The organism is Pseudomonas asuensis, assembly GCF_014646755.1.
Classification (GTDB): domain Bacteria; phylum Pseudomonadota; class Gammaproteobacteria; order Pseudomonadales; family Pseudomonadaceae; genus Chryseomonas; species Chryseomonas asuensis.
This window is the reverse complement of sequence record NZ_BMNW01000008.1, coordinates 1-25,727: the sequence shown is the minus strand read 5'-3', so window position 1 is coordinate 25,727 and position 25,727 is coordinate 1. Positions and strand designations below refer to the sequence as shown.

General features: G+C 52.2%; 25 protein-coding genes and 1 pseudogene. 13 read left to right on the top strand and 13 right to left on the bottom strand.

Annotated elements, in window-relative coordinates; genetic code table 11:
- Positions 1 to 6: 6 nt before the first annotated feature.
- From rsmA to IEX86_RS16855, 4 genes are read right to left on the bottom strand one after another with little or no spacing between them, the layout of a single operon-like run.
- Positions 7 to 810 (bottom strand): 16S rRNA (adenine(1518)-N(6)/adenine(1519)-N(6))-dimethyltransferase RsmA, encoded by an 804-nt coding sequence (gene rsmA, locus IEX86_RS16870; RefSeq protein ID WP_188867317.1) that lies wholly within the window; start codon positions 808 to 810, stop codon positions 7 to 9.
- On the bottom strand, positions 803 to 1,801 hold the full coding sequence (pdxA, locus tag IEX86_RS16865; protein WP_188867316.1) for a 4-hydroxythreonine-4-phosphate dehydrogenase PdxA: 999 nt from the start codon (positions 1,799 to 1,801) through the stop codon (positions 803 to 805). Before pdxA ends, rsmA begins: the two co-directional genes overlap by 8 nt.
- Positions 1,798 to 3,093, bottom strand: a complete 1,296-nt coding sequence (locus IEX86_RS16860) for a peptidylprolyl isomerase (RefSeq protein WP_188867315.1) — start codon at positions 3,091 to 3,093, stop codon at positions 1,798 to 1,800. Before IEX86_RS16860 ends, pdxA begins: the two co-directional genes overlap by 4 nt.
- Complete coding sequence (locus IEX86_RS16855) at positions 3,074 to 5,890, bottom strand: LPS-assembly protein LptD (protein ID WP_188867314.1); 2,817 nt, start codon at positions 5,888 to 5,890, stop codon at positions 3,074 to 3,076. The genes IEX86_RS16860 and IEX86_RS16855 overlap by 20 nt, the downstream gene beginning before the upstream one ends.
- A 125-nt stretch (positions 5,891 to 6,015) precedes the next feature.
- Between IEX86_RS16855 and IEX86_RS16850 the strand changes: the two genes are divergently transcribed.
- From IEX86_RS16850 to IEX86_RS16840, 3 genes are read left to right on the top strand one after another with little or no spacing between them, the layout of a single operon-like run.
- Positions 6,016 to 7,032 (top strand): aminoglycoside phosphotransferase family protein, encoded by a 1,017-nt coding sequence (locus IEX86_RS16850; protein ID WP_188867313.1) that lies wholly within the window; start codon positions 6,016 to 6,018, stop codon positions 7,030 to 7,032.
- Entirely contained in the window at positions 7,029 to 7,700 is a 672-nt protein-coding gene (gene murU / locus IEX86_RS16845; protein WP_188867312.1) for an N-acetylmuramate alpha-1-phosphate uridylyltransferase MurU, read from the top strand. The genes IEX86_RS16850 and murU overlap by 4 nt, the downstream gene beginning before the upstream one ends.
- Positions 7,700 to 8,449, top strand: coding sequence for a DnaJ domain-containing protein (locus IEX86_RS16840; RefSeq protein WP_188867311.1), 750 nt, complete (start codon positions 7,700 to 7,702; stop codon positions 8,447 to 8,449). The genes murU and IEX86_RS16840 overlap by 1 nt, the downstream gene beginning before the upstream one ends.
- A gap of 5 nt (positions 8,450 to 8,454) precedes the next feature.
- Here the strand turns inward: IEX86_RS16840 and IEX86_RS16835 are convergent, their stop codons facing one another.
- Positions 8,455 to 9,474, bottom strand: a complete 1,020-nt coding sequence (locus IEX86_RS16835; protein ID WP_188867310.1) for an alpha/beta hydrolase family protein — start codon at positions 9,472 to 9,474, stop codon at positions 8,455 to 8,457.
- Positions 9,475 to 9,737: 263 nt separating this feature from the next.
- Here IEX86_RS16835 and rpe point away from each other — a divergent pair, with 263 nt between their 5' ends.
- The 6 genes and pseudogenes from rpe (at position 9,738) to trpC (ending at position 15,317) form a co-directional block, all read left to right on the top strand.
- Complete coding sequence (gene rpe, locus IEX86_RS16830) at positions 9,738 to 10,415, top strand: ribulose-phosphate 3-epimerase (protein WP_188867309.1); 678 nt, start codon at positions 9,738 to 9,740, stop codon at positions 10,413 to 10,415.
- Positions 10,412 to 11,269, top strand: a pseudogene (locus tag IEX86_RS16825) (phosphoglycolate phosphatase). Before rpe ends, IEX86_RS16825 begins: the two are co-directional and overlap by 4 nt.
- 64 nt (positions 11,270 to 11,333) lie before the next feature.
- Positions 11,334 to 12,824, top strand: coding sequence for an anthranilate synthase component I (gene trpE / locus IEX86_RS16820; protein ID WP_188867307.1), 1,491 nt, complete (start codon positions 11,334 to 11,336; stop codon positions 12,822 to 12,824).
- Between the two features lie 12 nt (positions 12,825 to 12,836).
- Positions 12,837 to 13,430, top strand: coding sequence for an anthranilate synthase component II (locus tag IEX86_RS16815; RefSeq protein ID WP_188867306.1), 594 nt, complete (start codon positions 12,837 to 12,839; stop codon positions 13,428 to 13,430).
- A gap of 4 nt (positions 13,431 to 13,434) precedes the next feature.
- The gene (gene trpD, locus IEX86_RS16810) at positions 13,435 to 14,484 is read left to right on the top strand and encodes an anthranilate phosphoribosyltransferase (RefSeq protein ID WP_188867305.1); all 1,050 of its coding nucleotides are present in this window, start codon (positions 13,435 to 13,437) and stop codon (positions 14,482 to 14,484) included.
- Positions 14,481 to 15,317: an indole-3-glycerol phosphate synthase TrpC gene (trpC, locus tag IEX86_RS16805; RefSeq protein ID WP_188867304.1), complete on the top strand. Its 837-nt coding sequence runs from the start codon at positions 14,481 to 14,483 to the stop codon at positions 15,315 to 15,317. Before trpD ends, trpC begins: the two co-directional genes overlap by 4 nt.
- 50 nt (positions 15,318 to 15,367) lie before the next feature.
- Here the strand turns inward: trpC and crp are convergent, their stop codons facing one another.
- Positions 15,368 to 16,012 carry a cAMP-activated global transcriptional regulator CRP gene (gene crp, locus IEX86_RS16800; RefSeq protein ID WP_188867303.1) on the bottom strand — a complete coding sequence of 215 codons (645 nt, stop codon included), beginning with the start codon at positions 16,010 to 16,012 and terminating at the stop codon, positions 15,368 to 15,370.
- A 209-nt stretch (positions 16,013 to 16,221) separates the two neighbouring features.
- On the opposite strand from crp, the gene IEX86_RS16795 reads away from it, so the two are divergent.
- Positions 16,222 to 16,644: an OsmC family protein gene (locus IEX86_RS16795; RefSeq protein ID WP_188867543.1), complete on the top strand. Its 423-nt coding sequence runs from the start codon at positions 16,222 to 16,224 to the stop codon at positions 16,642 to 16,644.
- A 218-nt stretch (positions 16,645 to 16,862) separates the two neighbouring features.
- Positions 16,863 to 17,657, top strand: coding sequence for an adenosylmethionine decarboxylase (speD, locus tag IEX86_RS16790; protein ID WP_188867302.1), 795 nt, complete (start codon positions 16,863 to 16,865; stop codon positions 17,655 to 17,657).
- Positions 17,658 to 17,706: 49 nt separating this feature from the next.
- Here speD and coq7 read toward each other — a convergent pair whose 3' ends face one another.
- The 5 genes from coq7 to hemJ all read right to left on the bottom strand — a co-directional run bounded on the left by coq7 (position 17,707) and on the right by hemJ (position 21,084).
- Positions 17,707 to 18,354: a 2-polyprenyl-3-methyl-6-methoxy-1,4-benzoquinone monooxygenase gene (coq7, locus tag IEX86_RS16785; RefSeq protein ID WP_188867301.1), complete on the bottom strand. Its 648-nt coding sequence runs from the start codon at positions 18,352 to 18,354 to the stop codon at positions 17,707 to 17,709.
- A 43-nt stretch (positions 18,355 to 18,397) separates the two neighbouring features.
- On the bottom strand, positions 18,398 to 18,739 hold the full coding sequence (locus IEX86_RS16780) for a histidine triad nucleotide-binding protein (RefSeq protein WP_188867300.1): 342 nt from the start codon (positions 18,737 to 18,739) through the stop codon (positions 18,398 to 18,400).
- 65 nt (positions 18,740 to 18,804) lie between these two features.
- Positions 18,805 to 19,593 (bottom strand): SDR family NAD(P)-dependent oxidoreductase, encoded by a 789-nt coding sequence (locus IEX86_RS16775; RefSeq protein ID WP_188867299.1) that lies wholly within the window; start codon positions 19,591 to 19,593, stop codon positions 18,805 to 18,807.
- Between the two features lie 57 nt (positions 19,594 to 19,650).
- A complete protein-coding gene (locus tag IEX86_RS16770; RefSeq protein WP_188867298.1) occupies positions 19,651 to 20,589 on the bottom strand; it encodes a DUF805 domain-containing protein in 939 nt (312 codons plus the stop codon).
- A 69-nt stretch (positions 20,590 to 20,658) separates the two neighbouring features.
- The gene (gene hemJ, locus IEX86_RS16765; RefSeq protein WP_188867297.1) at positions 20,659 to 21,084 is read right to left on the bottom strand and encodes a protoporphyrinogen oxidase HemJ; all 426 of its coding nucleotides are present in this window, start codon (positions 21,082 to 21,084) and stop codon (positions 20,659 to 20,661) included.
- Positions 21,085 to 21,262: 178 nt separating this feature from the next.
- On the opposite strand from hemJ, the gene erpA reads away from it, so the two are divergent.
- Entirely contained in the window at positions 21,263 to 21,613 is a 351-nt protein-coding gene (gene erpA / locus IEX86_RS16760) for an iron-sulfur cluster insertion protein ErpA (RefSeq protein ID WP_188867296.1), read from the top strand.
- Between the two features lie 50 nt (positions 21,614 to 21,663).
- Here the strand turns inward: erpA and IEX86_RS16755 are convergent, their stop codons facing one another.
- Both IEX86_RS16755 and IEX86_RS16750 read right to left on the bottom strand, forming a co-directional pair.
- The gene (locus IEX86_RS16755; protein WP_188867295.1) at positions 21,664 to 22,758 is read right to left on the bottom strand and encodes an anhydro-N-acetylmuramic acid kinase; all 1,095 of its coding nucleotides are present in this window, start codon (positions 22,756 to 22,758) and stop codon (positions 21,664 to 21,666) included.
- 5 nt (positions 22,759 to 22,763) lie between these two features.
- Positions 22,764 to 24,194 carry a peptidoglycan DD-metalloendopeptidase family protein gene (locus tag IEX86_RS16750; protein WP_188867294.1) on the bottom strand — a complete coding sequence of 477 codons (1,431 nt, stop codon included), beginning with the start codon at positions 24,192 to 24,194 and terminating at the stop codon, positions 22,764 to 22,766.
- Between the two features lie 171 nt (positions 24,195 to 24,365).
- On the opposite strand from IEX86_RS16750, the gene tyrS reads away from it, so the two are divergent.
- Positions 24,366 to 25,565 (top strand): tyrosine--tRNA ligase, encoded by a 1,200-nt coding sequence (gene tyrS, locus IEX86_RS16745; protein WP_188867293.1) that lies wholly within the window; start codon positions 24,366 to 24,368, stop codon positions 25,563 to 25,565.
- The last annotated feature ends 162 nt before the right edge of the window (positions 25,566 to 25,727 follow it).

Here is a 25,727-nt window from a genome sequence, read left to right as displayed (position 1 = left end):
ATGACCTTAGTTGCTCTGTGGCTGATCTGCCAAGGCATTGGCCAAGCGGACAAAGGCGGCGATATCAAGCTGCTCTGGACGTAAGCCTGGTTCAACACCGACAGCCTCGATCGCATCACTACTCATGAGGCTCTTAAGCGTGTTACGCAAGGTTTTGCGCCGCTGGTTGAATGCCTCACGTACGACACGCTCAAGCAGCTTTGGGTTCTTGGCTGTGTAAGGACGCTCTGTATGAGGCACGAGGCGCACAATGGCTGAGTCCACTTTTGGAGGGGGGTTAAACGCGCCCGGACCTACGTTGAACAGGTGCTCAACGCGGCAGTGGTATTGAACCATGATCGATAAGCGGCCCCAGTCACCACCGCCCGGCTCTGCTGCCAGTCGCTCGACCACTTCTTTCTGCAGCATGAAGTGCATGTCAGAGATAACGTCTGCATGCTCTAGGAGATGAAAGATCAGCGGTGTAGAAATGTTATAGGGCAGGTTCCCAACAACTCGTAGCTTATCCCCATTGGCCAATTCGGCAAAATTGAACTTGAGCGCATCACCCTGATGCAGGGTGAACTGAGGATTCAAGCCAAACTTGAGCTTGAGAAGTGGAATAAGGTCCTGATCCAGCTCTACAACATCCAATGTTGCTCCACTGGAGAGCAGTCCTTCTGTCAGGGCACCTTGGCCCGGGCCGATTTCCAGCAGGCGCTCTCCGGCCTTCCCGTTGATGGCACGCAGGATGCGGTGGATAACACCCGCATCGTGAAGAAAGTTTTGTCCAAAACGCTTGCGCGCCTTGTGTTGATAAAGCTCATTCATTGATATGTGTTTCGGCCATTTGATAGGCCGTCTCCAGGGCAACGCTCAGGCTACCGGTATCGATGCGGCCCGTTCCGGCCAGATCAAGGGCAGTACCATGGTCAACCGAGGTGCGAATAATCGGCAGGCCCAAGGTAATATTGACCGCGGCACCAAAGCCCTTGTGCTTGAGCACAGGCAGGCCCTGGTCGTGATACATGGCGAGCACGGCGTCGCAGTGATCAAGGTATTTGGGTGTAAATAGTGTATCAGCTGGCAAGGGCCCTATTAGATTGAGGCCCTCCTCACGCAGTTGCTGAAGGGCAGGCTCAATGATATCGATTTCTTCCCTGCCCAGGTGTCCACCTTCGCCCGCGTGTGGGTTAAGGCCGCATACAAGAATTCGTGGCATTGGAATACCAAACTTCTTTTGCAGGTCGGCCTGAAGTATTCGTGCTATGCGCTGGACACGTTCGGCAGTGATGGCGTCTGCCACTTCGCGTAGAGGTAAATGTGTGGTGACAAGAGCTACTCGCAAGCCCCTTGTCGCCAGCATCATGACGACTTGAGGCGTATGGCTCAGGTCGGCAAGAAATTCGGTATGGCCGGAAAACGCAACGCCTGCATCATTGATCACGCCCTTATGTACGGGTGCAGTAATCATGCCGGCAAAATGCCCATCTATGCAGCCTTGAGCCGCTCGAGTCAGTGTTTCTAGTACATAGTGACCGTTGGCTGGATTTAGCTGACCTGCCACCACAGGCGCACCTAAAGGTGTATCCCATACATAAAGCGCACCGGACTCGGCTGGCTCCGTAGGCCAATCCGAGGGTGTGACACTAATAAGAGAAACCGAAAGGCCCAGTTGCAGGGCGCGCTCTGCCAGTAAGGATACATTGGCAACAGCAATAAGCGGGTAGGGCTGAGCGTGCTGGGCAAGCAGCAGGCAGAGGTCTGGACCAATGCCTGCAGGCTCACCGGGTGTCAAAGCAAAGCGCTTTGGCTCCGTCACTTCTTGATTTCCACGTAAGCCTCATCGCGGATCTGGCGCAGCCACAGCTGCAGCTCTTGATCGTACTTGCGGTTACGTAGAAGGTTGAGGGCTTGCTGCTGACGTACTTGCTCGCTGTTGTCTGTAGCGCGGCGGCCTAGTACTTCCAGGATGTGCCAGCCATATTGGGTGCGGAAGGGTTGAGAAAGCTGGCCTGCAGGCGTGCTATTCATAACCTCATGAAATTCCGGCACCAGCGATTCCGGATTGATCCAGTTCAAGTCGCCACCGTTAAGTGCTGAACCCGGATCTTCGGAAAAGCTCTTGGCTAGCCCACCAAAGTCTTCGCCGCCCTCAATGCGCTCGCGCAACCGCTCTGCCAAACGACGAGTTTCCTCGTCACTGCGGATTTCGCTTGGCTTGAGCAGGATATGACGTACATGAACCTCGTCGACAACCGAACTCTCTCCGCCACGCTTTTCCTCAACCTTTAGAATGATAATGCCGCCTGGAACCCGTGCGGGCTCGGTAACATCGCCCGGTTTCATCGAGCTGATCATCTGATCGAAGGGAGGTGGAAGCTGGGCAGCTTTTCGCCAACCTATCTCACCGCCATCCAAGGCGTTATCACCGGCTGAGTTAGCTATGGCGAGCTCGCCAAAATCAGCACCCTGACGAGCCTTGTTATAAATTTGCATGGCTTTTTGGCCAGCTGCCTGGATTTCACTGGAGGAGGCGCTGTCAGCCACGGGAATCAGAATATTGGCCAGACGATATTCTTCAGACAGCTGAATGCGGCCCAGATCGGAGTTCAGGAAGTTCTGAACTTCTTGCTGGCTAATCTGAATACGCTGGGCTACCTGACGCTGCCGTACTCGGCTGATGGTCAACTCACGACGTACCTGATCGCGAACGTCATCATAGGTCAGGCCATCTTGAGCCAAGGCCTGGCGAAACTGAGCCACGCTCAGGCCGTTACGCTGTGCAATTGTAGCAACCGCCTGGTTGAGCTCGTCGTCCGAAATCCGAATACCGCTGCGCTCGGCAATCTGAAGCTGGATATCTTCCAGAATCAGCCGTTCCAGTACCTGGTTTTCCACTGCGCTGTCAGGCGGCACTTCGCCGCCCCGCTTGGCAATATTCTGCTTCACCTCTGTCAGGCGTTGCTTGAGCTGGCTCTCCATCACCACATCGTTGTCTACGATGGCAACCACTCGATCCAGCGGTACCACGGCAGCATGGGCCATTGAGCTGATAGTCAGCGCCACACCTAAAGCGAGTGGGCGCATGGCGTTACATAGCTTGGTCTTCACGTTCACGATAGCCTTGAATGCCTTTATCCAGGAAGCCTTCGGTCTTGCCACCAAAGACGTTGCCGAGCCCCTTCAGGACGATCTGCAGGAAGACGCCGCGGTCAGACTTGGAAGTCTGCGAGTTATAGAAAACGTCATCATCCGTATCGACCCAGTAGCGGTTGATCAGACGCAGCTTCCAGCAGCAGCTGTCATATTCGAAGCCGCCAAAGGCCTCGAGTGTACGGCTCTTGTTGTAGTCGAATTGCCAGCGGGCAATGGCGGACCACTGCGGAACGATCGGCCAGATGACAGAAAAGTCATGCTGATTGATTTTGTAATCATCGCTGCTGTAAGCAAAGCGGCCCAAATTAGGGTCGTAGACCCGGGTATTATTACGGTAGCGATAGCCTGCGTTGACAATTTTCCGAGGATCTTTTTCCGGCTGGTAATGGAACATTACGCTGCCAGAGTCCGTATGGTTGATAGTCGGATCCCAATTGAACTCACCATTCACGCGCCAGTCGCGATTGAAGCGATACATACCCGCTAATGCATAGGGCGAGCGCCAGGAGTCAGCCTGGGGATTATCGACCTTCTGACCAAGACTGCGAGCATAGGCGATATCATCTTCCGTCAAACCTGGCAATTGTACGCGACGGTCACGGAAGTAGAACAGCTGACCAAAGCTAACATTGGCTCGCTCGAAGCCGCTCGGCTCGATGAAGCGGGAGGTTGCACCCAGGGCCAGCTGATTGGCATCGCCAATCCGGTCTCTGCCTGTGAAGCGGTTATCGCGCCACAGGGAGTCATAGCTGAAGGTGTATTCACTGGTATCGAATACCGGAATGTCATCCTGATCCTTGTATGGGACATACAAGTACTTGGCGCGAGGCTCCAGGGTCTGCTTACCACCTTCGCCGAACAGGTTAGAGTTGCGATCGAAGTAGAGGCCGCTGTCGATACTTACGATAGGCACAGAACGGCTTGGGCTATCGTTGAAGCTTTGCAGGCTGGAGCCGGAGAACTGTCGGCGAGCGTCTGAGCCAGGAGCGTTCAGATCACTTTTACCTTGGCTGTCTAGATCCAGATCGTAACGAGTGTACGCATACCGAACAGAAGGCGTTAGGTAGCCCCAGCTGGCATTCATCGGCAGGGAAATGCCAGGCTCAGCGTGTATACGATCACCTTCGGCGCGGGAAAGGCCAAACAGTCGCACATCAGCACGCTGGCGTTCAGAGCCTAAAATTCTATCTCCTCTTTCGTCGACATCAAAGTAAATGTCATTGTCCAGGCTGCGCTCAAATCGAACAAACTCAGTACCATAGGTGAACTGCAGACCGCCTGGGTTGTAGGGTAGGCGCCCATCTAATGTGAGTTGTGGTAGGCGGTTGTACGGCGTCACATCAGAAACCGTAGCCATCTGGTAAGCCTGAGCGTTCAAGCGCGCCGTATAGGTATCACCACGGTAAGTCAGCTGACCCTGTTGGTTAACGTAGGTCGGCTTGCTGATGCCAAGGTCAGTATCCAGATCCTGGAAGTAATACGGATCGCTGATCTTGGTGTAATCGACCTCGGCCAGCCAGCGAGAGTCCAGGCCTGTGCGGTTTTTCCAACCGTACAGCCAGCGCCTATCTGTTGCTTCTGGCATGCCTTCATGATCGTTTTTCTGATCGTTCAGGTAAGCTGCGTTGATCTGGCCTTCGCTATTACGCGTCAGATAACGGAATTCGCCTTCCATCATCAGGCCGCGCTTGGTCATGTAGCGTGGGTACAGAGTCGCGTCGTAGTTAGGCGCCAGGTTGAAGTAATACGGGGTTACAACGGTCAGGCCGTTATCGCTCGACGAGGCAATGGTCGGCGGTAGGAGGCCTGACTGGCGACGATTGTCGATCGGGAAATAGATGAACGGTGTATAGAGAACCGGGAAGTCTTTGACGCGCAGGGTAGCGTTGGTAGCATATCCCAAACCGGTGGCCGGATTCAGCGTGACGTTATTACCCTTGACTGTCCAAGCGTTACTGCCCGGCTCACATGTTGTATAGGTGCCGTCTTTCAATCGGATGATGGCGTCTTCGCCACGCTTGACGTATAGCGCACTGCCGCGGATGCGACTCTGGTGCACAACGTATTCGGCGTTATCCACCTGAACGGCGCCATTGTCGAGCTGTACCTGGGCGTTATCGCCTATCACCAGCATGCCATTGTCACGGAACTTGACGTTACCGTTCAGCTCACCCCGGTTTTCGGTTCGATGCAGATTAGCTTCATTGGCCTCAACCTGCATATGACCTTGCCGCAGGACTACATCGCCTGCGAGCGTGGCGGTTTGGGTTTCTTCCAGGTAGCGAGAGACCTTGGCAGTGACATACGTCGGCGACTCATTCATCGGCGTTTTGTCATTCATGCCGGGGCGTTGCGGCTCAACATAGGCGCCCGAACAATATGGCCCTGTTTCAGCCAGCTGCGCAGGGGTCAGTTTTTCGCGTGGCACCCAGTCCAGATGACTATAGTCTGCGCTTCGAGAAGCCAGGCCACGGCCTTCGCTCTGGGTGACCAGCCTCTTCTCCGGCTCGCGAGAAGCCGTTGTCTGCTGGCCATCGCCTGTGCTGACCGCCGACTCTATATGAGCTGGGCGCGGCACATTACTCGTGGCCTCGGTATTATTACACGCCCAGCCGCCCGTAGCGGAAGGAGCGCAGTTGAACTGCTGGGCTGCCGGAGCAGCAATAAGGGAGGTCAGCGGCTGAAAAGCCAACAGACTGCCAGTAACCAGCAAGGGAAACTTTCTGCGAAACGCGGGGGATTTCACGGCCATCCTTAAAGTTATCCTGCGCGCCATCGGCCCGGAAACGGACCGCAGGCCTCTCGATGGGCTCAAAAAGATATCGGATAATAAAGCATGACCTGCGCAACGGCTAGGGCCGAGGGATACCGTTATAAATGTCTGAAGATGTTCGCTTTACCCAACTCTGTCAGTGGCTGGACGCGTGTCTGCCTGAATTGTTCACGAAAAAAGGCTGGGGAACGCCTGGAAATGGTGAATTGACCTCTGCTAGTAGCGATGCGAGTTTTCGTCGTTATTTTCGCTGGGAATGTGAAGGCCGTACCCTGATTGTCATGGATGCACCGCCACCTCAGGAGGATTGCCAACCATTTGTGTATGTAGCATCGCTACTGGCCGAGGCGGGGGTGCATGTGCCGGAAATCCTGGCTCAGGACGTGGCTCAGGGTTTTTTACTGCTAGGTGATCTAGGCCGGCAAACGTACCTCGATGTTCTTACTCCAGACAATGCCGATGCCTATTTCAATGATGCCTTGCAGTCGCTGTTAACGTATCAGGCTCTTCCGACGAAAGGTCGTCTGCCTGAATATAATCATGCTCTGTTGGCGCGTGAGCTACAGCTCTTTCCTGACTGGTATGTTCGCTATGTGCTCGGTCATCGCTTTGATGCAGCACAGCAGGCGTCATGGGAAGCTGTATGCCGTCTTCTGATTGAAAGTGCGCTGGCGCAGCCGCGTGTCATGGTGCATCGCGATTATATGCCCCGAAACCTGATGGTCAGCGCGCCGAATCCGGGTGTCCTGGATTTTCAGGATGCTATACATGGCCCCATTACTTACGACGTTACATGCTTGTTTAAAGATGCCTTTCTGAGTTGGCCGGAAGAGCGTGTCAGGGGGTGGCTCGAAACTTACTGGGCTCGCGCCCGACAGCAGGACCTGCCGGTTGGCGACAGTTTCGAAGATTTTTACCGAGCCAGTGATTTAATGGGTGTGCAACGACACCTCAAGGTCATTGGGATCTTTGCGCGTATTTGCCATCGGGACGGTAAGCCGAAATACCTGGCTGACGTACCGCGGTTCTTCGCTTATATCGAGGCGGTAATCGCTCGACGTCCTGAGCTTGCTCCGTTAAAGGCATTGCTCTCTGAACTCACAGAGGCATCTACGGTATGAGGGCTATGATTCTTGCTGCTGGACGAGGTGAGCGGCTTCGTCCGCTTACCCTGCACACACCAAAGCCGCTGGTTAAAGCCTGTAGCGTGCCGTTGATCGAGTACCAGATTCGAGCACTGGCAGCGGCAGGCTTTAATGACCTGGTAATCAACCACGCCTGGTTAGGGCAGCAAATTGAAGATCATTTGCAGGACGGCTCACGGTTTGGCGTCAATATTGTTTATTCGCCAGAAGAGGAGCCGCTTGAGACTGGTGGCGGTATCTTCAAAGCGCTTCCATTGTTGGGTGAAGAGCCTTTCCTGATAGCCAATGGCGATATCTGGACGGATTACGACTATCGGTCACTCCAGCTGACCACCGGTGATTTAGCTCATCTGATTCTGGTCGATAACCCTCTTCACCACCCTGGAGGGGATTTCTTTTTGAGTGACGGACGCGTGGTTGAAGCAGGCGAGGCTTGCGACAGGCTTACCTATAGCGGCATTGCAATACTGCATCCCGCTCTGTTCGACGGCTGTAAAGCAGGGACTTTCAAGCTTGCTCCTTTGTTACACGCTGCTATTGCAGAAGGGCGCGTCAGTGGAACGCGATATGCTGGGCAGTGGGTCGATGTAGGAACTCATGAGCGATTAGCGGAAGCCGAGCAATTGATTGAGGCGAGCACTTAGTGTTTTGGCCATGGCCTTTAACGCTGTCCGGGGCGCTTACCGGTTGGGCAGCTGCTGACCTCTCTGGGGCGTTGTTGGGCGCAATGCTAGGGCATGCGGCTGAACGCAAGCTAGGACTGACGTCTTGGTCTGCACTGCGCTTACGCCTTGGGCAAGTTGGTTTTGAGCATCAACTTTTGTTTGAGCTGCTTGGTCATTTGGCAAAGGCAGGAGGGCAGGTCTCGACTGCACATATTCGCCAGGCTGAGGGTGAAATCCAACGGCTGAGCCTCAATGCTGATGGCCGTCGTCGTGCAATTGCGGCATTCAATCAAGGTAAGACAGGAGTTCGCTCGGCTCGCTTACGTCTAGCTGCTGCAGAAACTCAGGCAGAGATGATTATTCGCGCCTGTTGGCGCATGGTATGGGTAAATGGGAGTGTTCGTCCTGGCGAGCGGGATCTGATTCGGCAGTGGGGGCAGTGGGCTGGGCTTTCTCAGGCTCAAGTTGATGAGTTGCAGCCGATGCGCTCGTCAAAAAGACCTCGAACAAACGATGGCTATAAAGAGGCGTTAACACTGTTGGGTGTAACTGAAAGCAGTGATAGCAAAACGATTAAACAGGCGTATCGACGCCTGCTAAGCAGGCACCATCCTGATAAAGTGCAAGGTTCCGGTGCCAATAAATATGTGGTTCAGGAGGCAGCGGAGAAGACCGCTGCCTTACATGCAGCCTATCGGATTATCAAGGAGCGCCATGGCTTTCGCTAGCGTGCTTATTGCGCGTCTTCGATGGCTGCTGTTATGTGATTGCTGAGCCAACCCCGTACACGCCTATAGAGCTGCTCCTGCTCATCCGAGGGAGCGCCAGGAATAGTTTTCAGCGCAATTTGAGTATAGTCGCTGGCCTGTTCCCGCTTAGCGGCCTGCCGACGTTGCTGAGCCGAAGCCTGAGCGATGGAAGATTGGTTGTAATAAAAATCACCCGTCGCAACTTTAAGCTTGGGAACAATGGCGTCCAGGTTCGAGCCAGAGCCAGCAGGAGCTTTGCCATCAATAATGATCAGGTGATGCAACTCGCTTGGCTCTCGTTCGGCCAGATAACGGGCCGCCCAGTAAGCCCCAGTACCATGGCCGAGTAGAATTATCTGTCTTGAGTCTCGTTGTAGGGCAAAGTCGATCCCCGCAGCTAGCCTAGCCATGACATTTTCCGCGTAAGCGTCCTGTAACGCCTTAGCGTCCGAAGGTGCCTTGCCTGCCTGAGCAGGTTCGCCGCTGCCTATTTCAGCCTGTGTTTCAGGTGTTGGTGCTACGCCTGTAACACCTTCTACAGGTGGAGCAGAGGTACCTTCAGCAGTAGACGCATCGGCATCGGCAGATGTTGATCCATTGGCTCCGCGAGGCTGTGGTGTAAGGCCTTGCGGGTCGGGCAGGGTCAGGCTCAGTGTCTGCCAACCCTCATCCGGCAACTTCTTCCTTAGCGGACCAATGGTATTAGGCCAGTCAGCAGATTCACCATCGCCAGGTATTAAGACTATTGTCCCCTGCGCTTGAGCAGCATTAGCGGGTTTCCACAGTGCCAGAAATTGCTCACTGCCTGCAGTCAGTGCCTGTTGCTCGCTTTTGGGTAGCGTACGCTCCAAAGCCTGTGCAGTATCCTGACTGCGACCTATTGGAGCTGCTCTTTCGGCCGCAGGGGTAGGCGGGGAGGCGGTCTCTTCTGCGTAAACGCTATTGATCGTACCAAGAGCGATCAGTAGCAGGGCCTTGTTGAATACACCGGGTTGGCTAAACATGGATTGCACTTCGTCTTGTCCAGGATAGGCGGAAGATTAATCACCTTTAGGCGTGCTGTCATGGGGAGTATCTACCGCAGCGAGCCAATAAAAGGCATCTCATTGCACTGACCGCCATTAGGATTAAGCGTGCCCTGCAAGATGGTTTTGTTTGGCAGAGAAGGTGGGGAGAAATGGAGGTCGTTAGCCCTCTAATCCGTCAATACCCAGCCATTGCTTTGGGTACAATGCTGCTTTCCGCTGACCTGCCTTGAGGCTTTTCCATGCAACCTTATGCTATTGCCCCGTCTATCCTCTCCGCCGACTTTGCCCGTCTGGGTGAAGATATAGACAAGGTGCTCGCAGCGGGCGCCGATATCGTCCACTTCGATGTAATGGATAACCACTATGTGCCAAATCTTACAATTGGCCCCATGGTCTGTTCAGCGTTGCGCAAATACGGCGTAACGGCGCCTATCGATGTGCATCTGATGGTCAAGCCAGTGGATCGTATCATTGGTGATTTTATCGAAGCAGGCGCCTCGTTCATCACCTTTCACCCGGAAGCGTCTGAGCACGTCGATCGATCACTTCAGCTCATCAAGGCAGGCGGTTGCAAGGCAGGGTTGGTTTTTAACCCGGCAACGTCTCTGGATTGCCTGAAATACGTGATGGACAAGATCGATATGGTTCTGCTGATGAGTGTGAATCCAGGCTTTGGCGGTCAAAAGTTCATTCCGAAAACATTGGATAAGTTGCGTGAGGCGCGAGCGTTGATTGACGCTTCTGGCCTGCCAATCCGATTGGAAATCGATGGTGGCGTAAACGTTTCCAACATCGGTGAAATCGCCCGTGCGGGCGCTGATACGTTTGTTGCAGGTTCTGCCATCTTTGGTGCGCCCGATTATGCGGAGGTCATCAAGGTCATGCGTAATGAGTTAGCCAAGGCCCGCGCGGTATGAGTCAAAATGCGCTGGAAGCATTATTCAATGGCCGCCAGCCCCGGCTGATCATGTTTGATCTGGACGGCACGCTTCTGGATTCGGCTCCGGATCTGGCCGCTGCTGTTGATGCCATGCTTGAGCAGCTGGGTAGGCCACCGGCAGGGCTGGATAAGGCTAGGCTATGGATCGGTAATGGTGCTCGTGTGTTGGTTCGTCGTGCACTGGCAGATCAGATGGAGCATGGCCATATTACAGAGGCTGAGACGGATGAGGCGCTGAGCCTTTTTATGTCCCTTTATGGCGGTGGTCATGAGCTCACAGTAGTCTATCCCGGTGTCCATGAAGCGCTTGCTGTGCTCAAGTCCATGGGAATCCCGATGGCGATCATTACCAACAAGCCGGAGCGTTTTGTCGAGCCGCTTCTGGAGGATGTGAAGCTTGGAGGATTTTTCTCCTGGATCGTAGGTGGGGATACGTTACCTCAGCAGAAGCCTGATCCAGCCGGTCTTCTTCATGTTATGGACAGGGCCGATGTTAGGCCCGTCGACGCCTTATTCATTGGCGACTCAAGTAACGATATTCGAGCAGCACGGGCTGCCGGAGTACGCTGTGTCGCAATGACGTATGGCTATAATCATGGTCAGCCTATTGCCAGCGAGTCGCCTGATTTACTGCTGGACGACCTCAGGCATTTACTGGAATAGCGATAAATCGCCACACTTGCTATGGCAAATAGGTTGATTCGACGGATTGCCTGAGCTAGTGTGGCTGTATTCCCATCTATCCGCCGAAGAGATCGAATCGTGGTGGTCACCTGCAAATTGTGGATGAAGGTCATCAAGGCCCTGGCGCGTTGGCGCTGGCGCGCCTGACTCATTCCTGGCCGGCATGCCCGGCGCGTTTTGCACCTGACTTTTATGCTCCACGAGGCTGATCATGACCCGCGAAGAATTCCTGCGTTTGGCCGCTGCTGGCTATAACCGTATTCCCCTGACCTTTGAAACCCTGGCCGACTTTGACACCCCGTTGTCGCTTTATCTCAAGCTGGCCGATACCACCAATACGTACTTGCTCGAGTCTGTTCAAGGCGGAGAAAAATGGGGCCGATATTCTATTATTGGACTACCCAGCCGCACGGTACTGCGGGTCTATGGCCATCAGGCTACGATTCGTGAAGGTGATGAGGTCATTGAGACTGCTGAGGTCGAGGACCCGCTAGCCTTTGTCGAAGCTTTCCAACAACGCTATCGCGTGCCCACGCTGCCTAACCTGCCACGCTTCAATGGTGGGCTGGTAGGGTACTTCGGTTACGACTGTGTCCGTTATGTGGAGAGACGCCTGGGCGAATGTCCAAATCCTGATCCGTTAGGCAATCCAGATATTCTACTAATGGTCTCGGATGCCGTTGTAGTGTTCGATAACTTATCCACCAAGATGCATGCCATCGTGCTGGTTGATCCGGCTGAAGCTGATGCTTATGAGAAGGGCATGGCGCGCTTGGATGAGTTGCTGGAGCGCCTGCGTCAGCCAATCACTCCGCGCCGGGGGCTCGACTTCACTGCGCAGCTGGCGCAAGAGCCTAATTTCCGAGCGAGCTTTACACGGGAGGATTACGAGCAGGCGGTGCTTAAGATTAAGGACTATATCCTGGCAGGTGACTGCATGCAGGTCGTGCCTTCCCAGCGGATGTCGATTGATTTCAAGGCTGCACCTATAGACTTGTATCGGGCGCTACGCTGCTTTAACCCAACGCCTTATATGTACTTCTTCAATTTTGGTGATTTCCACGTTGTGGGAAGCTCACCAGAGGTCCTTGTTCGCGTAGAGGAAGGGTTGGTAACGGTTCGCCCGATTGCAGGAACACGTCCTCGCGGTGCATCTGAAGAGCAGGACCTTGAACTCGAAAAAGACCTGCTCAGTGATGAGAAGGAGATTGCCGAGCATCTGATGCTGATCGATCTGGGTCGTAATGACGTGGGTCGAGTATCGTCGACTGGATCAGTCAAGCTGACTGAAAAAATGGTCATTGAGCGCTACTCCAATGTTATGCACATTGTGTCCAACGTGACTGGCCAGCTCAAAGACGGACTGAATGCAATGGATGCACTGCGAGCCATCCTGCCTGCGGGTACATTGTCCGGTGCGCCAAAGATCCGTGCCATGGAGATCATTGACGAGCTGGAGCCTGTTAAGCGAGGTGTCTACGGGGGCGCGGTAGGGTATCTGGCCTGGAATGGCAACATGGACACCGCTATTGCAATTCGCACAGCTGTTATCAAGAACGGTGAACTGCATGTTCAGGCTGGCGGCGGCATTGTTGCCGACTCTCAGCCGGCAGCGGAGTGGGAGGAGACCATTAACAAGCGGCGTGCGATGTTTCGTGCTGTTGCTCTGGCCGAACAAACCTCCACTACTTCGCATATTTGAGGGAGCACCACCATGTTACTGATGCTGGATAATTACGACTCCTTCACTTACAACCTGGTGCAATATCTGGGCGAGTTAGGGGCAGATGTCAAAGTTGTACGCAATGACGAAACGACTGTAAACGAGATCGACATGTTGGCGCCGGAGCGTATTGTCGTCTCGCCTGGCCCTTGTACGCCCAATGAGGCAGGTGTCTCGCTCGAATTGCTGAAACACTTTGCGGGCAAGGTGCCTACCTTGGGTGTGTGTCTGGGGCACCAGAGCTTAGGGCAGGCATTTGGAGGCGAGGTAGTCAGGGCACGTGAGCCCATGCACGGCAAGACGAGCCTGGTTTATCACAAGGGCGAAGGTGTATTTGCCGGTCTACCTAATCCCTTTACCGTCACACGGTATCACTCGCTTGTGGTTAAGCGAGAAACCTTGCCGGACTGCCTGGAAATTACTGCCTGGACTCAGCATGCGGACGGCACCATGGATGAGATCATGGGACTCCGCCATCGTGATTACATGCTAGAGGGTGTGCAGTTTCATCCTGAGTCGATTCTTACTGAATACGGTCATGACTTATTGGCCAACTTCCTCAAGCAGACCGGAGGGGTTCGCTAGTCTCATGGATATCAAGGAAGCGCTTGGCAAGATTGTCAGTCAGCTTGATCTGACTACGAATGAAATGCAGGACGTGATGCGCCAAATCATGACTGGGCAATGTGATGATGCCCAGATTGGTGCGTTTCTTATGGGCATGCGCATCAAAAGCGAGACCATTGATGAAATCTGCGGTGCCGTGAGCGTCATGCGAGAGCTGGCAACCAAGGTTGAGTTGCCAAGTCTTGATCATGTCGTAGACATCGTAGGCACAGGTGGTGATGGAGCCAACATCTTCAACGTCTCTTCAGCCTCGGTTTTTGTCGTAGCGGCCGCCGGGGGGAAGGTAGCCAAGCATGGCAACCGAGCCGTTTCAGGCAAGAGTGGAAGTGCCGACTTGCTCGAGGCAGCAGGTATCTATCTCAACCTGACACCTGAGCAAATCGCTCGTTGCGTCAACGAGGTAGGCATAGGGTTTATGTTCGCCCAATCACACCATAGCGCAATGCGCTATGCCGCAGGTCCTCGTAAATCCCTGGGATTACGTACGCTATTCAATATGCTGGGTCCATTAACCAGTCCTGCTGGTGTTCTACATCAAGTGGTGGGTGTATTTACGCCTGCGCTGTGCCGCCCCCTCGCTGAAGTACTGCAGCGGTTGGGTAGCAAGCATGTCCTGGTTGTCCATTCCAGGGATGGGCTTGATGAGTTCAGTCTGGCAGCGCCTACGCGTATTGCTGAGCTTAAGGATGGACACATTCATGAGTATGAAGTCCTTCCTGAGGATGTCGGTATCAAGAGTCAAAGCCTCATTGGGCTAACGGTTGAAAGTCCCGAGGCTTCATTGGCTTTGATTCGGGACGCCTTGGGCCGTCGTAAAACCGACGCTGGGCAAAAGGCAGCTGACATGATTGTACTTAATGCAGGTGCCGCGCTTTATGCAGCTGATCTGGCATCCAGCCTGCAGGAGGGAGTCAGCTTGGCGCATGACGCTCTGTATAGCGGTCTTGCACGAGAAAAAATGGATGAGTTGGCCAGCTTTACGGCGGTATACAAAGTGGAGAATCAAGTGTGAGCGTACCTACTGTTCTGCAGAAGATCCTGGCCCGTAAAGTTGAGGAAGTAGCACAGCGTAAGTCGGCGCTCCCATTGGCTGATCTAGAGGCCCTGGCACAGACCTCGACACTTCCACGAGGATTTGCTCAGGCCTTGCTGGACCGTGTAGCACGCAAAGAGCCAGCGGTAATCGCAGAGATCAAGAAAGCTTCGCCCAGTAAGGGGATTCTGCGTGAGGAGTTCCTGCCAGCAGACATTGCGCGAAGCTACGAGGCGGGGGGCGCCACCTGTCTTTCGGTCCTGACAGATATAGATTTTTTTCAAGGCAGTGACACTTACCTTAAAGATGTTCGTGCGGCCTGCTCCCTGCCCATCATTCGTAAAGACTTCATGATTGATCCGTATCAGGTCATTGAGGCCCGTACGATTGGCGCTGACTGTATCCTTCTTATCGTCTCTGCTCTGGATGATACGTTAATGGCAGAGTTGGCCTCTGTCGCGAAGTCAGTCGGCCTCGATGTACTCGTTGAAGTACATGATGCGGATGAGCTAGAGCGCGCTTTGAAAACGCTCGATACACCACTGATCGGCATCAATAATCGCAACCTTCATACGTTCGAGGTTAGCTTAGAGACAACACTGGATTTGTTGCCCTCTATTCCACGAGAGCGCTTGGTTGTAACCGAGAGCGGTATCCTGAACAGGGCTGACGTTGAGCTGATGCAAATCAGCGACGTGCACGCATTTTTAGTCGGTGAAGCGTTCATGCGCGCAGAAGATCCTGGGCATGAGTTGCACCGGCTGTTCTTCCCCGAGCGAAGAGCAGGGCTCTCCTCACCTGATGTAGGTTGAATAATAAAAAAGCCGGCGTGAGCCGGCCTTTTTATTGAGGTTGCGCGTGTTTAGCGAGTGCCAAACACCACCATGGTCTTGCCTTTCACATGTACAAGACCTTGTTCTTCCAAGGACTTGAGTACGCGACCGACCATCTCACGTGAGCACCCAACGATGCGGCCAATCTCTTGGCGTGTAATCTTGATCTGCATGCCATCCGGATGCGTCATGGCATCGGGTTGCTTGCATAGATCAAGCAGCGTACGAGCGACACGACCTGTCACGTCCAGGAAGGCAAGATCACCTACCTTACGCGTAGTCTGACGCAGGCGCTCGGCCATCTGGCGGCCTAGCGAGAAGAGCATGTCGGGATCCTGTTGGCTCAGTTCTCTGAACTGGCTGTAGCTGATCTCGGCAACCTCGCATTCCGTGCGTGCACGAACCCAGGCGCTACGCTCGGGTTCGTTTCCTTCCTTGGCAAATAGCCCCATCTCGCCGAAGAAATCACCTGCATTTAAGTAGGCGATGATCATTTCGCGACCTTCATCGTCCTCAATTAGAATCGTTACCGACCCCTTAAGGATGAAGAACAGGCTTTCACTGTTGTCACCCGCATAAATGATCGTCGTCTTGGCGGTATAGCGGCGACGCGAGCAATGTGCGAGTAGTTTATCGAGATGTTGAAGTTTTGCAGGAGGAATAATAGCGGCCATGCTGGTTCCTGAAGTTGAGACAAGCCTTTGTCTACAGGGATTTGAACATATCGGCAAGTTTGCCACTAAATTTAAATGAATTTTTATTCTTCAGATCACGACTTTTGAAGTGTGCGACGTGACTAACACTTTACTGGCAGTTTGATGGCATTCCATCACATTTATGGAGCTGTGATACTCTATTTTTTTATTTACTGTGGAGTCTCATGGTGAAAGCACGCATTCAATGGGCCGGTGAGGCCATGTTCTTAGGCGAGTCGGGCAGCGGCCATGTGATTGTCATGGATGGTCCACCGGATCATGGTGGCCGTAATTTAGGCGTCCGCCCCATGGAAGCTCTTTTGATCGGCCTGGGCGGCTGCACCAGTTTCGACGTGATGAGTATTTTAAAGAAGTCTCGTCAGTCTGTGGAGAGCTGTGAAGCTTTTCTTGAAGCTGAAAGAGCCGAATCCGAACCTAAGGTGTTTACTAAGATTCATATCCGTTTTGTGGTTAAAGGACGTGACCTGAAAGAAGCCCAGGTCAAGCGCGCCATAGAACTTTCTGCCGAGAAGTATTGCTCTGCCTCCATCATGCTAGAGCGCGCCGGTGTTGAAATTACACACGGATACGAAATCATAGAGCTTAATTAAACTCCAACTGTCATCAATTCATCGTCTTTAGGGCGCAACCTCTGGCGGAGAGCTCTCAGGCTCTGCATAATGCGCCCCTTCTTAGGGCATGGCCCGACAAGCGCAGCCACAATCGCCAATGCGAAGAGGTATGAAACGGCCCTACGCACCTGTGCCTTATGCAGATGACGGGCATTCACGACCGCGGTCAGAGACCGTACCTATGGGAGTTCCCTACGGTGAAAAGTAAACTCAGGCTCCATGGTTTCAATAACCTGACGAAGACCTTGAGCTTCAATATCTATGACATCTGTTATGCAGAGACGTCAGAAGATCAGCAAGCCTACGTGCAATACATCGATGAAGAGTACGATGCCGAGCGTCTAACTCAGATCCTGACAGATGTCGTGGATATCATTGGTGCAAACATTCTGAATATCGCTCGCCAGGACTATGATCCCCAAGGCGCCAGCGTGACCATCCTCATTTCGGAACAGCCTGTTGAGCCTACCGAAAGCCAGATCGAGGAATCGCCCGGTCCACTGCGTGAAACCATCTTGGGACATCTGGATAAGAGCCATATTACGGTTCATACCTATCCAGAAATTCATCCGGTTGATGGAATTGCCACGTTCCGTGTCGATATTGACGTGTCTACCTGTGGTGTCATTTCACCACTAAAAGCGCTGAATTATCTGATTCATCAGTTCGATTCGGACATCGTGACGGTCGATTATCGTGTTCGTGGGTTTACTCGTGATGTGGAAGGGCGAAAGCACTTCATCGACCATGAAATCAACTCGATCCAGAATTACCTTTCTGAGGATACGCGCTCGGTCTATCAGATGACCGATGTAAACGTCTATCAGGACAACCTGTTCCATACAAAGATGTTGTTGAAAGAGTTCGAACTTGAAAATTACCTGTTTGGTGATGCTACTCAGAATCTTTCGTCTCAACAGCGCGAGCAGGTAACACAGCGTCTCAAGCATGAAATGCGAGAGATATTTTCTGGCCGCAACTTGCCTCGGTAAGTGGCAGGCTGGAATTAAAAGGGCGCCTTGAGCGCCCTTTTTTGTTGCCTTAAATGCGATACGTACTTTGGGTCATGACCTTTGAAAGCATTGTCATGCCAAGCTTGATAGGCGTAGCGAAACGTAATCCACCTGCGTCCAAAGCATGATCGGCATGTTCTTCTTCATCGATGCGCATCTGCTCAAGGATGGCTCTGGAGCGCTTATCTTCTGCCGGAAGCTGCATCAAATGCTCATCAAGGTGTTTACAAACCTGCTCTTCCGTTGCGGCGACAAAGCCAAGGCTAAGACGGTCACTGATTAGTCCTGCAGTAGCGCCTATGCCAAAGGACAGACCATAAAACAGTGGGTTAAGTACGCTGGTATGGCTGCCCAGCTCCTTGATCCGCTGCTCACACCAGGCGAGGTGATCAATTTCCTCATCAGCGGCTTCTTCCATGGCGCTTCTGATCTCTGGCAGCTTGGCCGTCAAGGCTTGGCCCTGATAAAGCGCCTGTGCACATACTTCACCGGTGTGGTTGATGCGCATGAGCCCGGCGACATGCCGAGCGCTGGACTCATCCAGCTCTGCTTCAGCGTGAGCAAGTGCGGGGGAGGTCCTATTAGGATGGCCATTGAAAGGCAAGAGTGTTTTCAGCGCTGTATCAACCTGCATAAACAGGTGATCTGTGAAGGAATAGTGGCGGTCGTTAGCCATTCCAGTCTCCAGGGTTAAATCGTGGAAAGGGACAAAGAAATACTTAACCCGGAGGCCATGTCATTTGCCGCTGACCAAGTACATGCATGTGAATGTGGTAGACCGTCTGACCACCCATTGCATTACAGTTCATGACAACACGAAAGCCATCATCACAGCCTTGCTCCTGAGCCAGGCGTTGTGCGGTGAATAGAATATGTCCAGCTAGCGCCTTGTCATCCGCCTCGCTCAAGTCATGAAGCGTGGCAATATGCTTCTTAGGTATCACCAGGAAGTGAACAGGAGCCTGAGGAGATATGTCGTGAAAGGCGATGACTTGATCGTCTTCATAAAGTGTGCGAGCTGGAATCTCTCCGGCCACGATTTTACAAAACAGGCAGTCCATGGATGTCTCCTGTGTATTTGAAGATCAAAGTGTAACGAGGGATACACTTCACGCACAGACTTAAGTCAATGCGATGCCAGCGTGCGACCTATTCTGGCCGTGACTTTTCTTATAAGTAGACGCGGCAGAAATCGAGGTATCAGTGTGATCAGGCGATTTCGCCATCCACAATGAATAATCGCCTTGCGTTTGGCGAGACCACGCATGGCGATCAATGCCACTTCCTCAGCGCTCATCATGGCTTTGCCTTTTTCCATTGAGGCAGTCTGCATTCCGGCTTTACGGAAAAAACCAGTACGTGTTGGGCCTGGGCACAATACCGATACGAAAACACCTCGGCTTTTCAACTCTTCACGCAATCCTTCGGAGAAATGCAAAACATAAGCCTTGCTGGCCGCATAACTGCTCATAAGTGGAATCGGCTGGAATGCTGCTATCGACGCAACATTGAGGATTTGACCGCCTCCCTGCTGCGCCATGTGCTCACCTAGAGCGTGGCAAAGGCGTGTCAGGGCTAACACATTCAATTCAATGAGGTGTTGCTCACGCGACCAGTCTGTAGAGAGAAAAGGACCACTGGTACCCATGCCCGCGCAGTTAACGAGCAAGTCTATTATCTTTTCGCTTTGTTCAAGCTCGTGTAAAAGTCCTGTTATATGCAAAGGTTCTGACAAATCGCAGACGCGGTAAAGAACGTCTACGCCAAACCGTTGAGTCAGCTCGCTGGCAATGCTCTCAAGCGCATCCCGCTTTCGGGCAAGGAGAATCAAGGCATGACCGCGGCGTGCCAGTGCCTCGGCAAGCGCAAGGCCTATTCCACTGGAGGCGCCAGTAATTAATGCATAGCGAGGCATGATGCTCCCTCAGAAGTACGGCATGGAGTTTGACCACTCCTGCGTGACAGGGTGCCCTTAGCTAGGGCGTACAATAGCGGCAAGAACCATAGCAATCACAATAAATAGCCAAACGCCGGCCAGGAGTTTGACCGCCATGCTATTGGGTGGAGGCGGCGGACCATAGCGATTAGCCTCGCGTGGCCCTGGTAGGATCATCAGTAGAAGCGTAAGCAATCCTCCTACTAGCGGAATTAGACTTAATAGCCAAAGCCAGCCTGACCAACCTAAATCATGTAAACGTTGAACCCCTATGCTCAGGTTAACGAATAGAATGGTGAAACCTAGTAAGGTGCTAAATCCAAGGCCTGTAAGAAATGAGGGGTGAGAGACTATTAGGCTCACAATGCTTACAGTTGTAAGTAGCGCAAAAAAGGCAGCCAAAAAAGCAGCAGAAGCTACAAGTGACCAAGCCAAGAAACGTAGGCGCCCGATCCTGCCTTTAAGGCTGAAAACCTTCAACTCGCTATATTGATGCTCATCGGCGCCATGAAGATCCGCCTGAGGCGGAGCATAGGGCGATGTAGTCGTGAGCGAGGCAGGGATAGATATGGATGGCGCTGAAGTCTGCTCACCTTGGCGTGCTATATATTTTTCAACAATGACGCCGCATTGCTCGCATTCATCGCGCTTGCTTTGCTCATGCCCACATTTTGGGCAAGTCATCGGTAATGTATCCTTTGAATCTAGAACCTGCTCATCATCGACCAGTGTAAGCATTGAGGCTATATCTTGTTCTTTTCTGGCCTGTGCACCTGCTTGTCGCAGGGCTGCAAGATAGCGATCAGCTTCAGTCTCGGAAAGGTTCCTCTTTAGCGTGACCGGGCCTCGAAATAGTTGGGCTATTTTCTGGGTATCGCTTTTGAAGAGTCTCGCAAGATTTTCTAGCACATCATCTCGATGCACATCGGGGAGCAACTGCCCATCAAAAGTAATCTTGTAGCGGATATCAGACATGGCGAGCTTCCTTGTCGCACGACTAGAAAAAGGCGTAGCGCATTAGTGAAACGCGCTACGTCAATGAAATCAGTAAGGTTTGATAACAACCAAGATAATGATTGCAATCAGGATTAGGACAGGAGCCTCATTGAACCAGCGGTAGAATACATGACTGCGCTTGTTTTCACCTCGCGCAAAGCGCTTCAGCATGGCGCCACACATGTGGTGATAGCCAACCAATAAAAAGACAAGTGCAAGCTTGGTATGCATCCAGCCTTGGCTAAGCCAGCCCGGGTTCAAAACCAGTAGTATGATCCCAAAGATAAGTGTGGCCAGCATTGAAGGAAGCATAATTCCTCGATAGAGCTTTCGCTCCATCAGGACGAAGCGCTCATGGCTAATGCTGTCTTCACTTTGAGCGTGATAAACAAATAGGCGTGGTAAGTAGAACAGGCCGGCAAACCAGCAAACTAAAGCTATGATGTGTAACGCTTTGATCCATAGATAGAGCATCAGGTATCTCCGGCAATATAAAACCAGAGATAGTAGATGCCTGTGGTGAAGGCGTCACCTTATAAGCGTTTTAAGTTTTAATTATCGGCTGGTCGTACAATAGTTGACCAATTTTCTGGGTTAAGCGGATAATGTTGCATATTGCAGTTGGTATCGGCGAGAGCCGGGAGATTCAAGCATGACCATCGAAACCTTCATTCCGACGCCCTTACTGTTCTCCCCCGGTGCAGCCAATAAGGTAAAAACCTTGATTGATGAGGAAGGTAATCCTCGTCTTAAGCTGCGCGTATTTGTGACGGGGGGAGGGTGCTCTGGCTTCCAGTATGGCTTTACCTTTGATGAAGATACGGCTGAAGACGACACCATAGTAGAGCGAGACGGTGTAAGCCTAGTCGTTGATCCAATGAGCTTTCAGTATTTGGCTGGAGCTGAGGTTGACTATCAGGAAGGGCTGGAAGGTTCGCGTTTTGTAATAAAGAATCCGAATGCTGCGACTACGTGTGGCTGCGGGCAGTCTTTCTCAATCTAAGTGAATTGTACCTATACCGAGACGCCGCGCTTATGCGCGGCGCTTTCGTTTTAGGCAGGGTATAGAGCGCCTAAGACTCTAACGCCTTTAGCCGCTGTTACGTCTGGGCAATTACCCGGTATACGTTCGATAAAACAGTGTGCGAGCCATGCAAATGCCATCGCTTCGACCCAATCCGGCGAAACGCCCAGAGTCTCTGTAGTCGTAACGTATGTGTCAGGCAGGTGCGCAGAAAGGCGTTTTAACAGAAACTCGTTATGAGCCCCGCCGCCACAGATAAACACTTCAGTGCATTTTGGTTGAGCCAATTTCAGAGCATCGCTGACGGAAAGAGCGGTGAGCTCTACCAGGGTTGCTTGAACATCGGCCTCTGGTAGCTCAGGAAACGGCAAAAGTTTTTGTTTCAGCCAGCTTAGGTTAAATAATTCCCGTCCGGTGCTTTTGGGGCCCTGCTTGGCAAAAAAGGGATCGGATAAAAAAGCACCAAGAAGAGACGATGAAATTGAGCCACTGGCAGCCCAGGCCCCAAGTCGGTCGTAAGGTTCGCCCTTGTGCTCGTTTATCCATGTATCCATCAGCACATTGCCAGGTCCGCAGTCGAAACCTTCTATAGGGCGTCCAGGTGATAGTAATGTGATATTGGTAAAGCCGCCGATATTGAGGATGGCTCGCTCTTTTTGCTGATGTGCAAAAATAGCAGAATGAAAGGCGGGAACTAAGGGAGCACCTTGTCCGCCAGCAGCAACGTCACGACGCCGAAAATCGGCTACCACATCGATCCCGGTAAGCTCCGCAAGAAGCGCAGGGTTGCCAATTTGAATGGTATATCCGTCGGAAGGGCTATGCCGCACCGTCTGGCCATGACTGCCAATCGCTCTGATGTGCTGGTTGGAGAGTTGGGCTTCTTTAATGAGTTGGCCAATGCCTTGAGCGGCCAAGCGAACCCAATCTTGTTCAGCCAGCGCTGCGCGCTCTAACTCATTGTCACCAGCACTACATAGCTCAAGAAGTGATCGCCGAAGGCTTGATGGCATCGGCATATAGTGCGAGCCGATCAGTTTGCAGGTATTAGCAGTTTGTTCAATAAGGGCAATGTCTAACCCGTCTAGGCTGGTGCCAGACATTACCCCTATATAAAGCGCCATATTCGTTAACGCTTGTTCATGGCCAGAAGAGTGGCTTTTTCTTGGTCCATGCGAGCCATTAAAGGCTGGCTCTGAGTCAAGAAATGCTGCACCTCATTCTTAGCGATAGGATCAGCCATTGGAAGCTTCACGCCCAGTGGGTCGACGTGCGTACCGTTGATGCGGAATTCATAGTGCAAGTGTGGGCCTGTTGCTAACCCAGTCATGCCTACATATCCAATGACTTGCCCTTGTTTAACCTGTACTCCAGCACGGATGCCCTGACCAAACTTGCTCATATGGCCATAGACAGTGCTATAGCGCTGTCCATGCTGAATAACCACAGCATTACCATAACCACCTTTGCGACCGGCCTCTATAACCTTGCCATCCCCTGTCGCATGAATAGGGGTGCCAGTTGGAGCAGCGTAGTCCACCCCTTTATGCGCACGAATCTTGCTCAAGACAGGGTGATAACGGCCTAGGGAAAAGCGAGAGCTGATACGTGTAAATTCTACTGGGGTGCGGATGAACGCCCGACGCATGCTGCTACCGTCAGCGGTATAGTAGTTGGTGCTGCCTTGCTTGCTGGTATAGCGAACTGCAGTAAAAGTTTTGCCACGATTAGTAAAGCGGGCTGCCAGGATATTGCCATTGCCTACACGTTTCCCGTTGACTACTTTCTTTTCGTAGATAACCTCGAACTCATCGCCCTCTCGTATATCCAGTGCGAAGTCAATGTCGTAAGCAAAAACGTTGGCAAGCGCCATAATCATGTCGTGCGATAGACCTGCTCGCCTTCCGGCTGTAAACAGTGAGCTATCAATCACGCCCCGTGCATAGGCCTTTTCAACATCAGGTTGCGCTATTTCACGTTTGAAATCGTAGCCGCTTTCGGTTTTGGAAATCGTAACGGTTTCAAGCGCACTTGGTTTGCTTCGAAAGCCGAGCAGATCTCCCGTAGGAGATACTTTGAACTCAAGCTTTTGGCCAATATGAATTCTGCTAAGGGCCTTTGCTTCTTTGTCGCTATTTAAAACGTCTTGTAAAACGTTGGCTGACAAACCAGCAGCTGAAAAGAGGGTGGACAGCGTATCGCCATTCTTGACGGTTTCAGTCTTCCATTTAGGATCGGCTGAGGCGATGCTTTCAGACGGGGTAGGTTCAATCGAATTGGGCTCTTGAGCTGTTTCGGTTGACTCGGGGATGCTAGCAAATGGGCTTTCGGCCGCGGATGTTTCAGGCTCTGAGAGAGTGCTTAGCTGTCGAAGATCATCCTTCTCTTGAATAACGCGCTCGGCGCTATTCTGAATATCCATATTAACGAGCGTTTTCTTTGCCTCGACATCGCGAGACGGAAACACCAGCAGGGCCAAACTCAGAAGCGCAGCGACTCCACTAGCAGCCAAAATATGGCTTTTAGGATACAGCGGGCTTTTTGAAGTTGGTTGTGTCATGGCGAGGCGGTGCTTTTGAGCATGAATAACTGCCTAAAATATAATCAAATAAAGTTCCGAACAACCCTTAATAATTTTCAATATGTGCCTGATAGGTAGGGTTTTCTGGAAATCTTGTTTTTATCAGGTGATCTTGTATGGTTGCGCCATTCATTTAAGCGGGATTGATTAATGAAATCGGTAGAAGAACAGTTAACGCTGATCAAGCGTGGAGCTGATGAGCTTTTGGTTGAGTCTGAGTTCATTGAGAAGCTCAAAAAAGGCGCTCCATTGCGTATTAAAGCAGGCTTTGATCCGACAGCGCCGGACCTCCATTTAGGTCATACCGTTCTGATCAATAAGTTACGCCAGTTCCAAGAGCTTGGTCATCAGGTCATTTTTCTAATTGGTGACTTCACCGGCATGATTGGTGACCCCTCAGGTAAAAGTGCTACTCGTCCGCCATTGACTCGTGAACAGGTTCTTGAAAATGCCGAGACTTATAAGGCTCAGGTATTCAAGATATTGGATCCGGCAAAAACTGAAGTAGCTTTTAACTCCACATGGATGGAGAAGCTTACGCCAGCTGATTTTATACGCCTGGCGTCTCAGTACACTGTTGCCCGTATGCTGGAGCGTGATGACTTCAGTAAACGGTACGAGACGAATCAGCCAATAGCCATCCATGAATTTCTCTATCCATTGGTTCAGGGATATGACTCCGTTGCTTTAAAGGCAGATGTAGAGCTGGGTGGAACTGATCAGAAGTTCAATTTGCTAATGGGGCGAGAGTTGCAGCGTGCGTATGGTCAGGAGGCGCAATCTATTCTGACCATGCCCTTGCTCGAGGGGCTCGATGGCATTAAGAAGATGTCAAAGTCGCTTGGTAACTATATAGGTATCCAAGAGTCGCCTGGCGTCATGTACAGCAAGATCGTTTCTATGCCTGACTCGCTTATGTGGCGCTACTTTGAGCTTCTAAGCTTTAGAGAGATGAGCGAGATCGAAGCGTTTCGCCGAGATGTAGAAGCGGGCGCCAATCCTCGCGATATAAAGATTAAGTTGGCCGAGGAGATCGTTGCCCGGTTCCATGGAGAGGAAGCGGCTGCGTCTGCTCACCGTTCTGCAGGTAATCGTATGAAGGACGGTGAGCTGCCAGAAGAAATACCAGAAGTGGAGTTATTAGCCGCAGAGGATATGCCAATTGCTGCGGTCCTAAACCGAGCAGGTCTGGTAAAGAACTCGGCTGCTGCCCGAGACTTATTGAATGCGGGTAGCGTAAAGATTGATGGCGAAGTAATAGATAGAAGCTTTGTCTTTAAAATAGGCGATACTCATATTTGCCAGGCGGGAAAGAAGGCATTTGCTCGTATTGTCGTTAAAAGCGAGTAGCCTGAAATAAAGCTTGACCTGCTGATTCATAGGCCTATAATGCGCCCCACTTCCGCTACAACGGAACGGCAAAAAGTCTTGTAAATCAATGACTTAGCTGTCTGGTAGCGTTCAGGTCCAGACCTGATGGTAGCGGAGGAGGGAAGCGTGGTTGACAAGCCC

What these genes read in the sequence shown, in the direction of transcription:
- rsmA (WP_188867317.1), bottom strand. Translation starts at nt 810, where the DNA reads ATGAATGAGCTTTATCAACACAAGGCGCGCAAGCGTTTTGGACAAAAC.
- IEX86_RS16855 (WP_188867314.1), bottom strand. Translation starts at nt 5,890, where the DNA reads ATGGCCGTGAAATCCCCCGCGTTTCGCAGAAAGTTTCCCTTGCTGGTT.
- IEX86_RS16850 (WP_188867313.1), top strand. Translation starts at nt 6,016, where the DNA reads ATGTCTGAAGATGTTCGCTTTACCCAACTCTGTCAGTGGCTGGACGCG.
- murU (WP_188867312.1), top strand. Translation starts at nt 7,029, where the DNA reads ATGAGGGCTATGATTCTTGCTGCTGGACGAGGTGAGCGGCTTCGTCCG.
- IEX86_RS16835 (WP_188867310.1), bottom strand. Translation starts at nt 9,474, where the DNA reads ATGTTTAGCCAACCCGGTGTATTCAACAAGGCCCTGCTACTGATCGCT.
- rpe (WP_188867309.1), top strand. Translation starts at nt 9,738, where the DNA reads ATGCAACCTTATGCTATTGCCCCGTCTATCCTCTCCGCCGACTTTGCC.
- trpE (WP_188867307.1), top strand. Translation starts at nt 11,334, where the DNA reads ATGACCCGCGAAGAATTCCTGCGTTTGGCCGCTGCTGGCTATAACCGT.
- IEX86_RS16815 (WP_188867306.1), top strand. Translation starts at nt 12,837, where the DNA reads ATGTTACTGATGCTGGATAATTACGACTCCTTCACTTACAACCTGGTG.
- trpD (WP_188867305.1), top strand. Translation starts at nt 13,435, where the DNA reads ATGGATATCAAGGAAGCGCTTGGCAAGATTGTCAGTCAGCTTGATCTG.
- crp (WP_188867303.1), bottom strand. Translation starts at nt 16,012, where the DNA reads ATGGCCGCTATTATTCCTCCTGCAAAACTTCAACATCTCGATAAACTA.
- coq7 (WP_188867301.1), bottom strand. Translation starts at nt 18,354, where the DNA reads ATGGCTAACGACCGCCACTATTCCTTCACAGATCACCTGTTTATGCAG.
- IEX86_RS16780 (WP_188867300.1), bottom strand. Translation starts at nt 18,739, where the DNA reads ATGGACTGCCTGTTTTGTAAAATCGTGGCCGGAGAGATTCCAGCTCGC.
- IEX86_RS16775 (WP_188867299.1), bottom strand. Translation starts at nt 19,593, where the DNA reads ATGCCTCGCTATGCATTAATTACTGGCGCCTCCAGTGGAATAGGCCTT.
- IEX86_RS16770 (WP_188867298.1), bottom strand. Translation starts at nt 20,589, where the DNA reads ATGTCTGATATCCGCTACAAGATTACTTTTGATGGGCAGTTGCTCCCC.
- hemJ (WP_188867297.1), bottom strand. Translation starts at nt 21,084, where the DNA reads ATGCTCTATCTATGGATCAAAGCGTTACACATCATAGCTTTAGTTTGC.
- erpA (WP_188867296.1), top strand. Translation starts at nt 21,263, where the DNA reads ATGACCATCGAAACCTTCATTCCGACGCCCTTACTGTTCTCCCCCGGT.
- IEX86_RS16755 (WP_188867295.1), bottom strand. Translation starts at nt 22,758, where the DNA reads ATGGCGCTTTATATAGGGGTAATGTCTGGCACCAGCCTAGACGGGTTA.
- IEX86_RS16750 (WP_188867294.1), bottom strand. Translation starts at nt 24,194, where the DNA reads ATGACACAACCAACTTCAAAAAGCCCGCTGTATCCTAAAAGCCATATT.
- tyrS (WP_188867293.1), top strand. Translation starts at nt 24,366, where the DNA reads ATGAAATCGGTAGAAGAACAGTTAACGCTGATCAAGCGTGGAGCTGAT.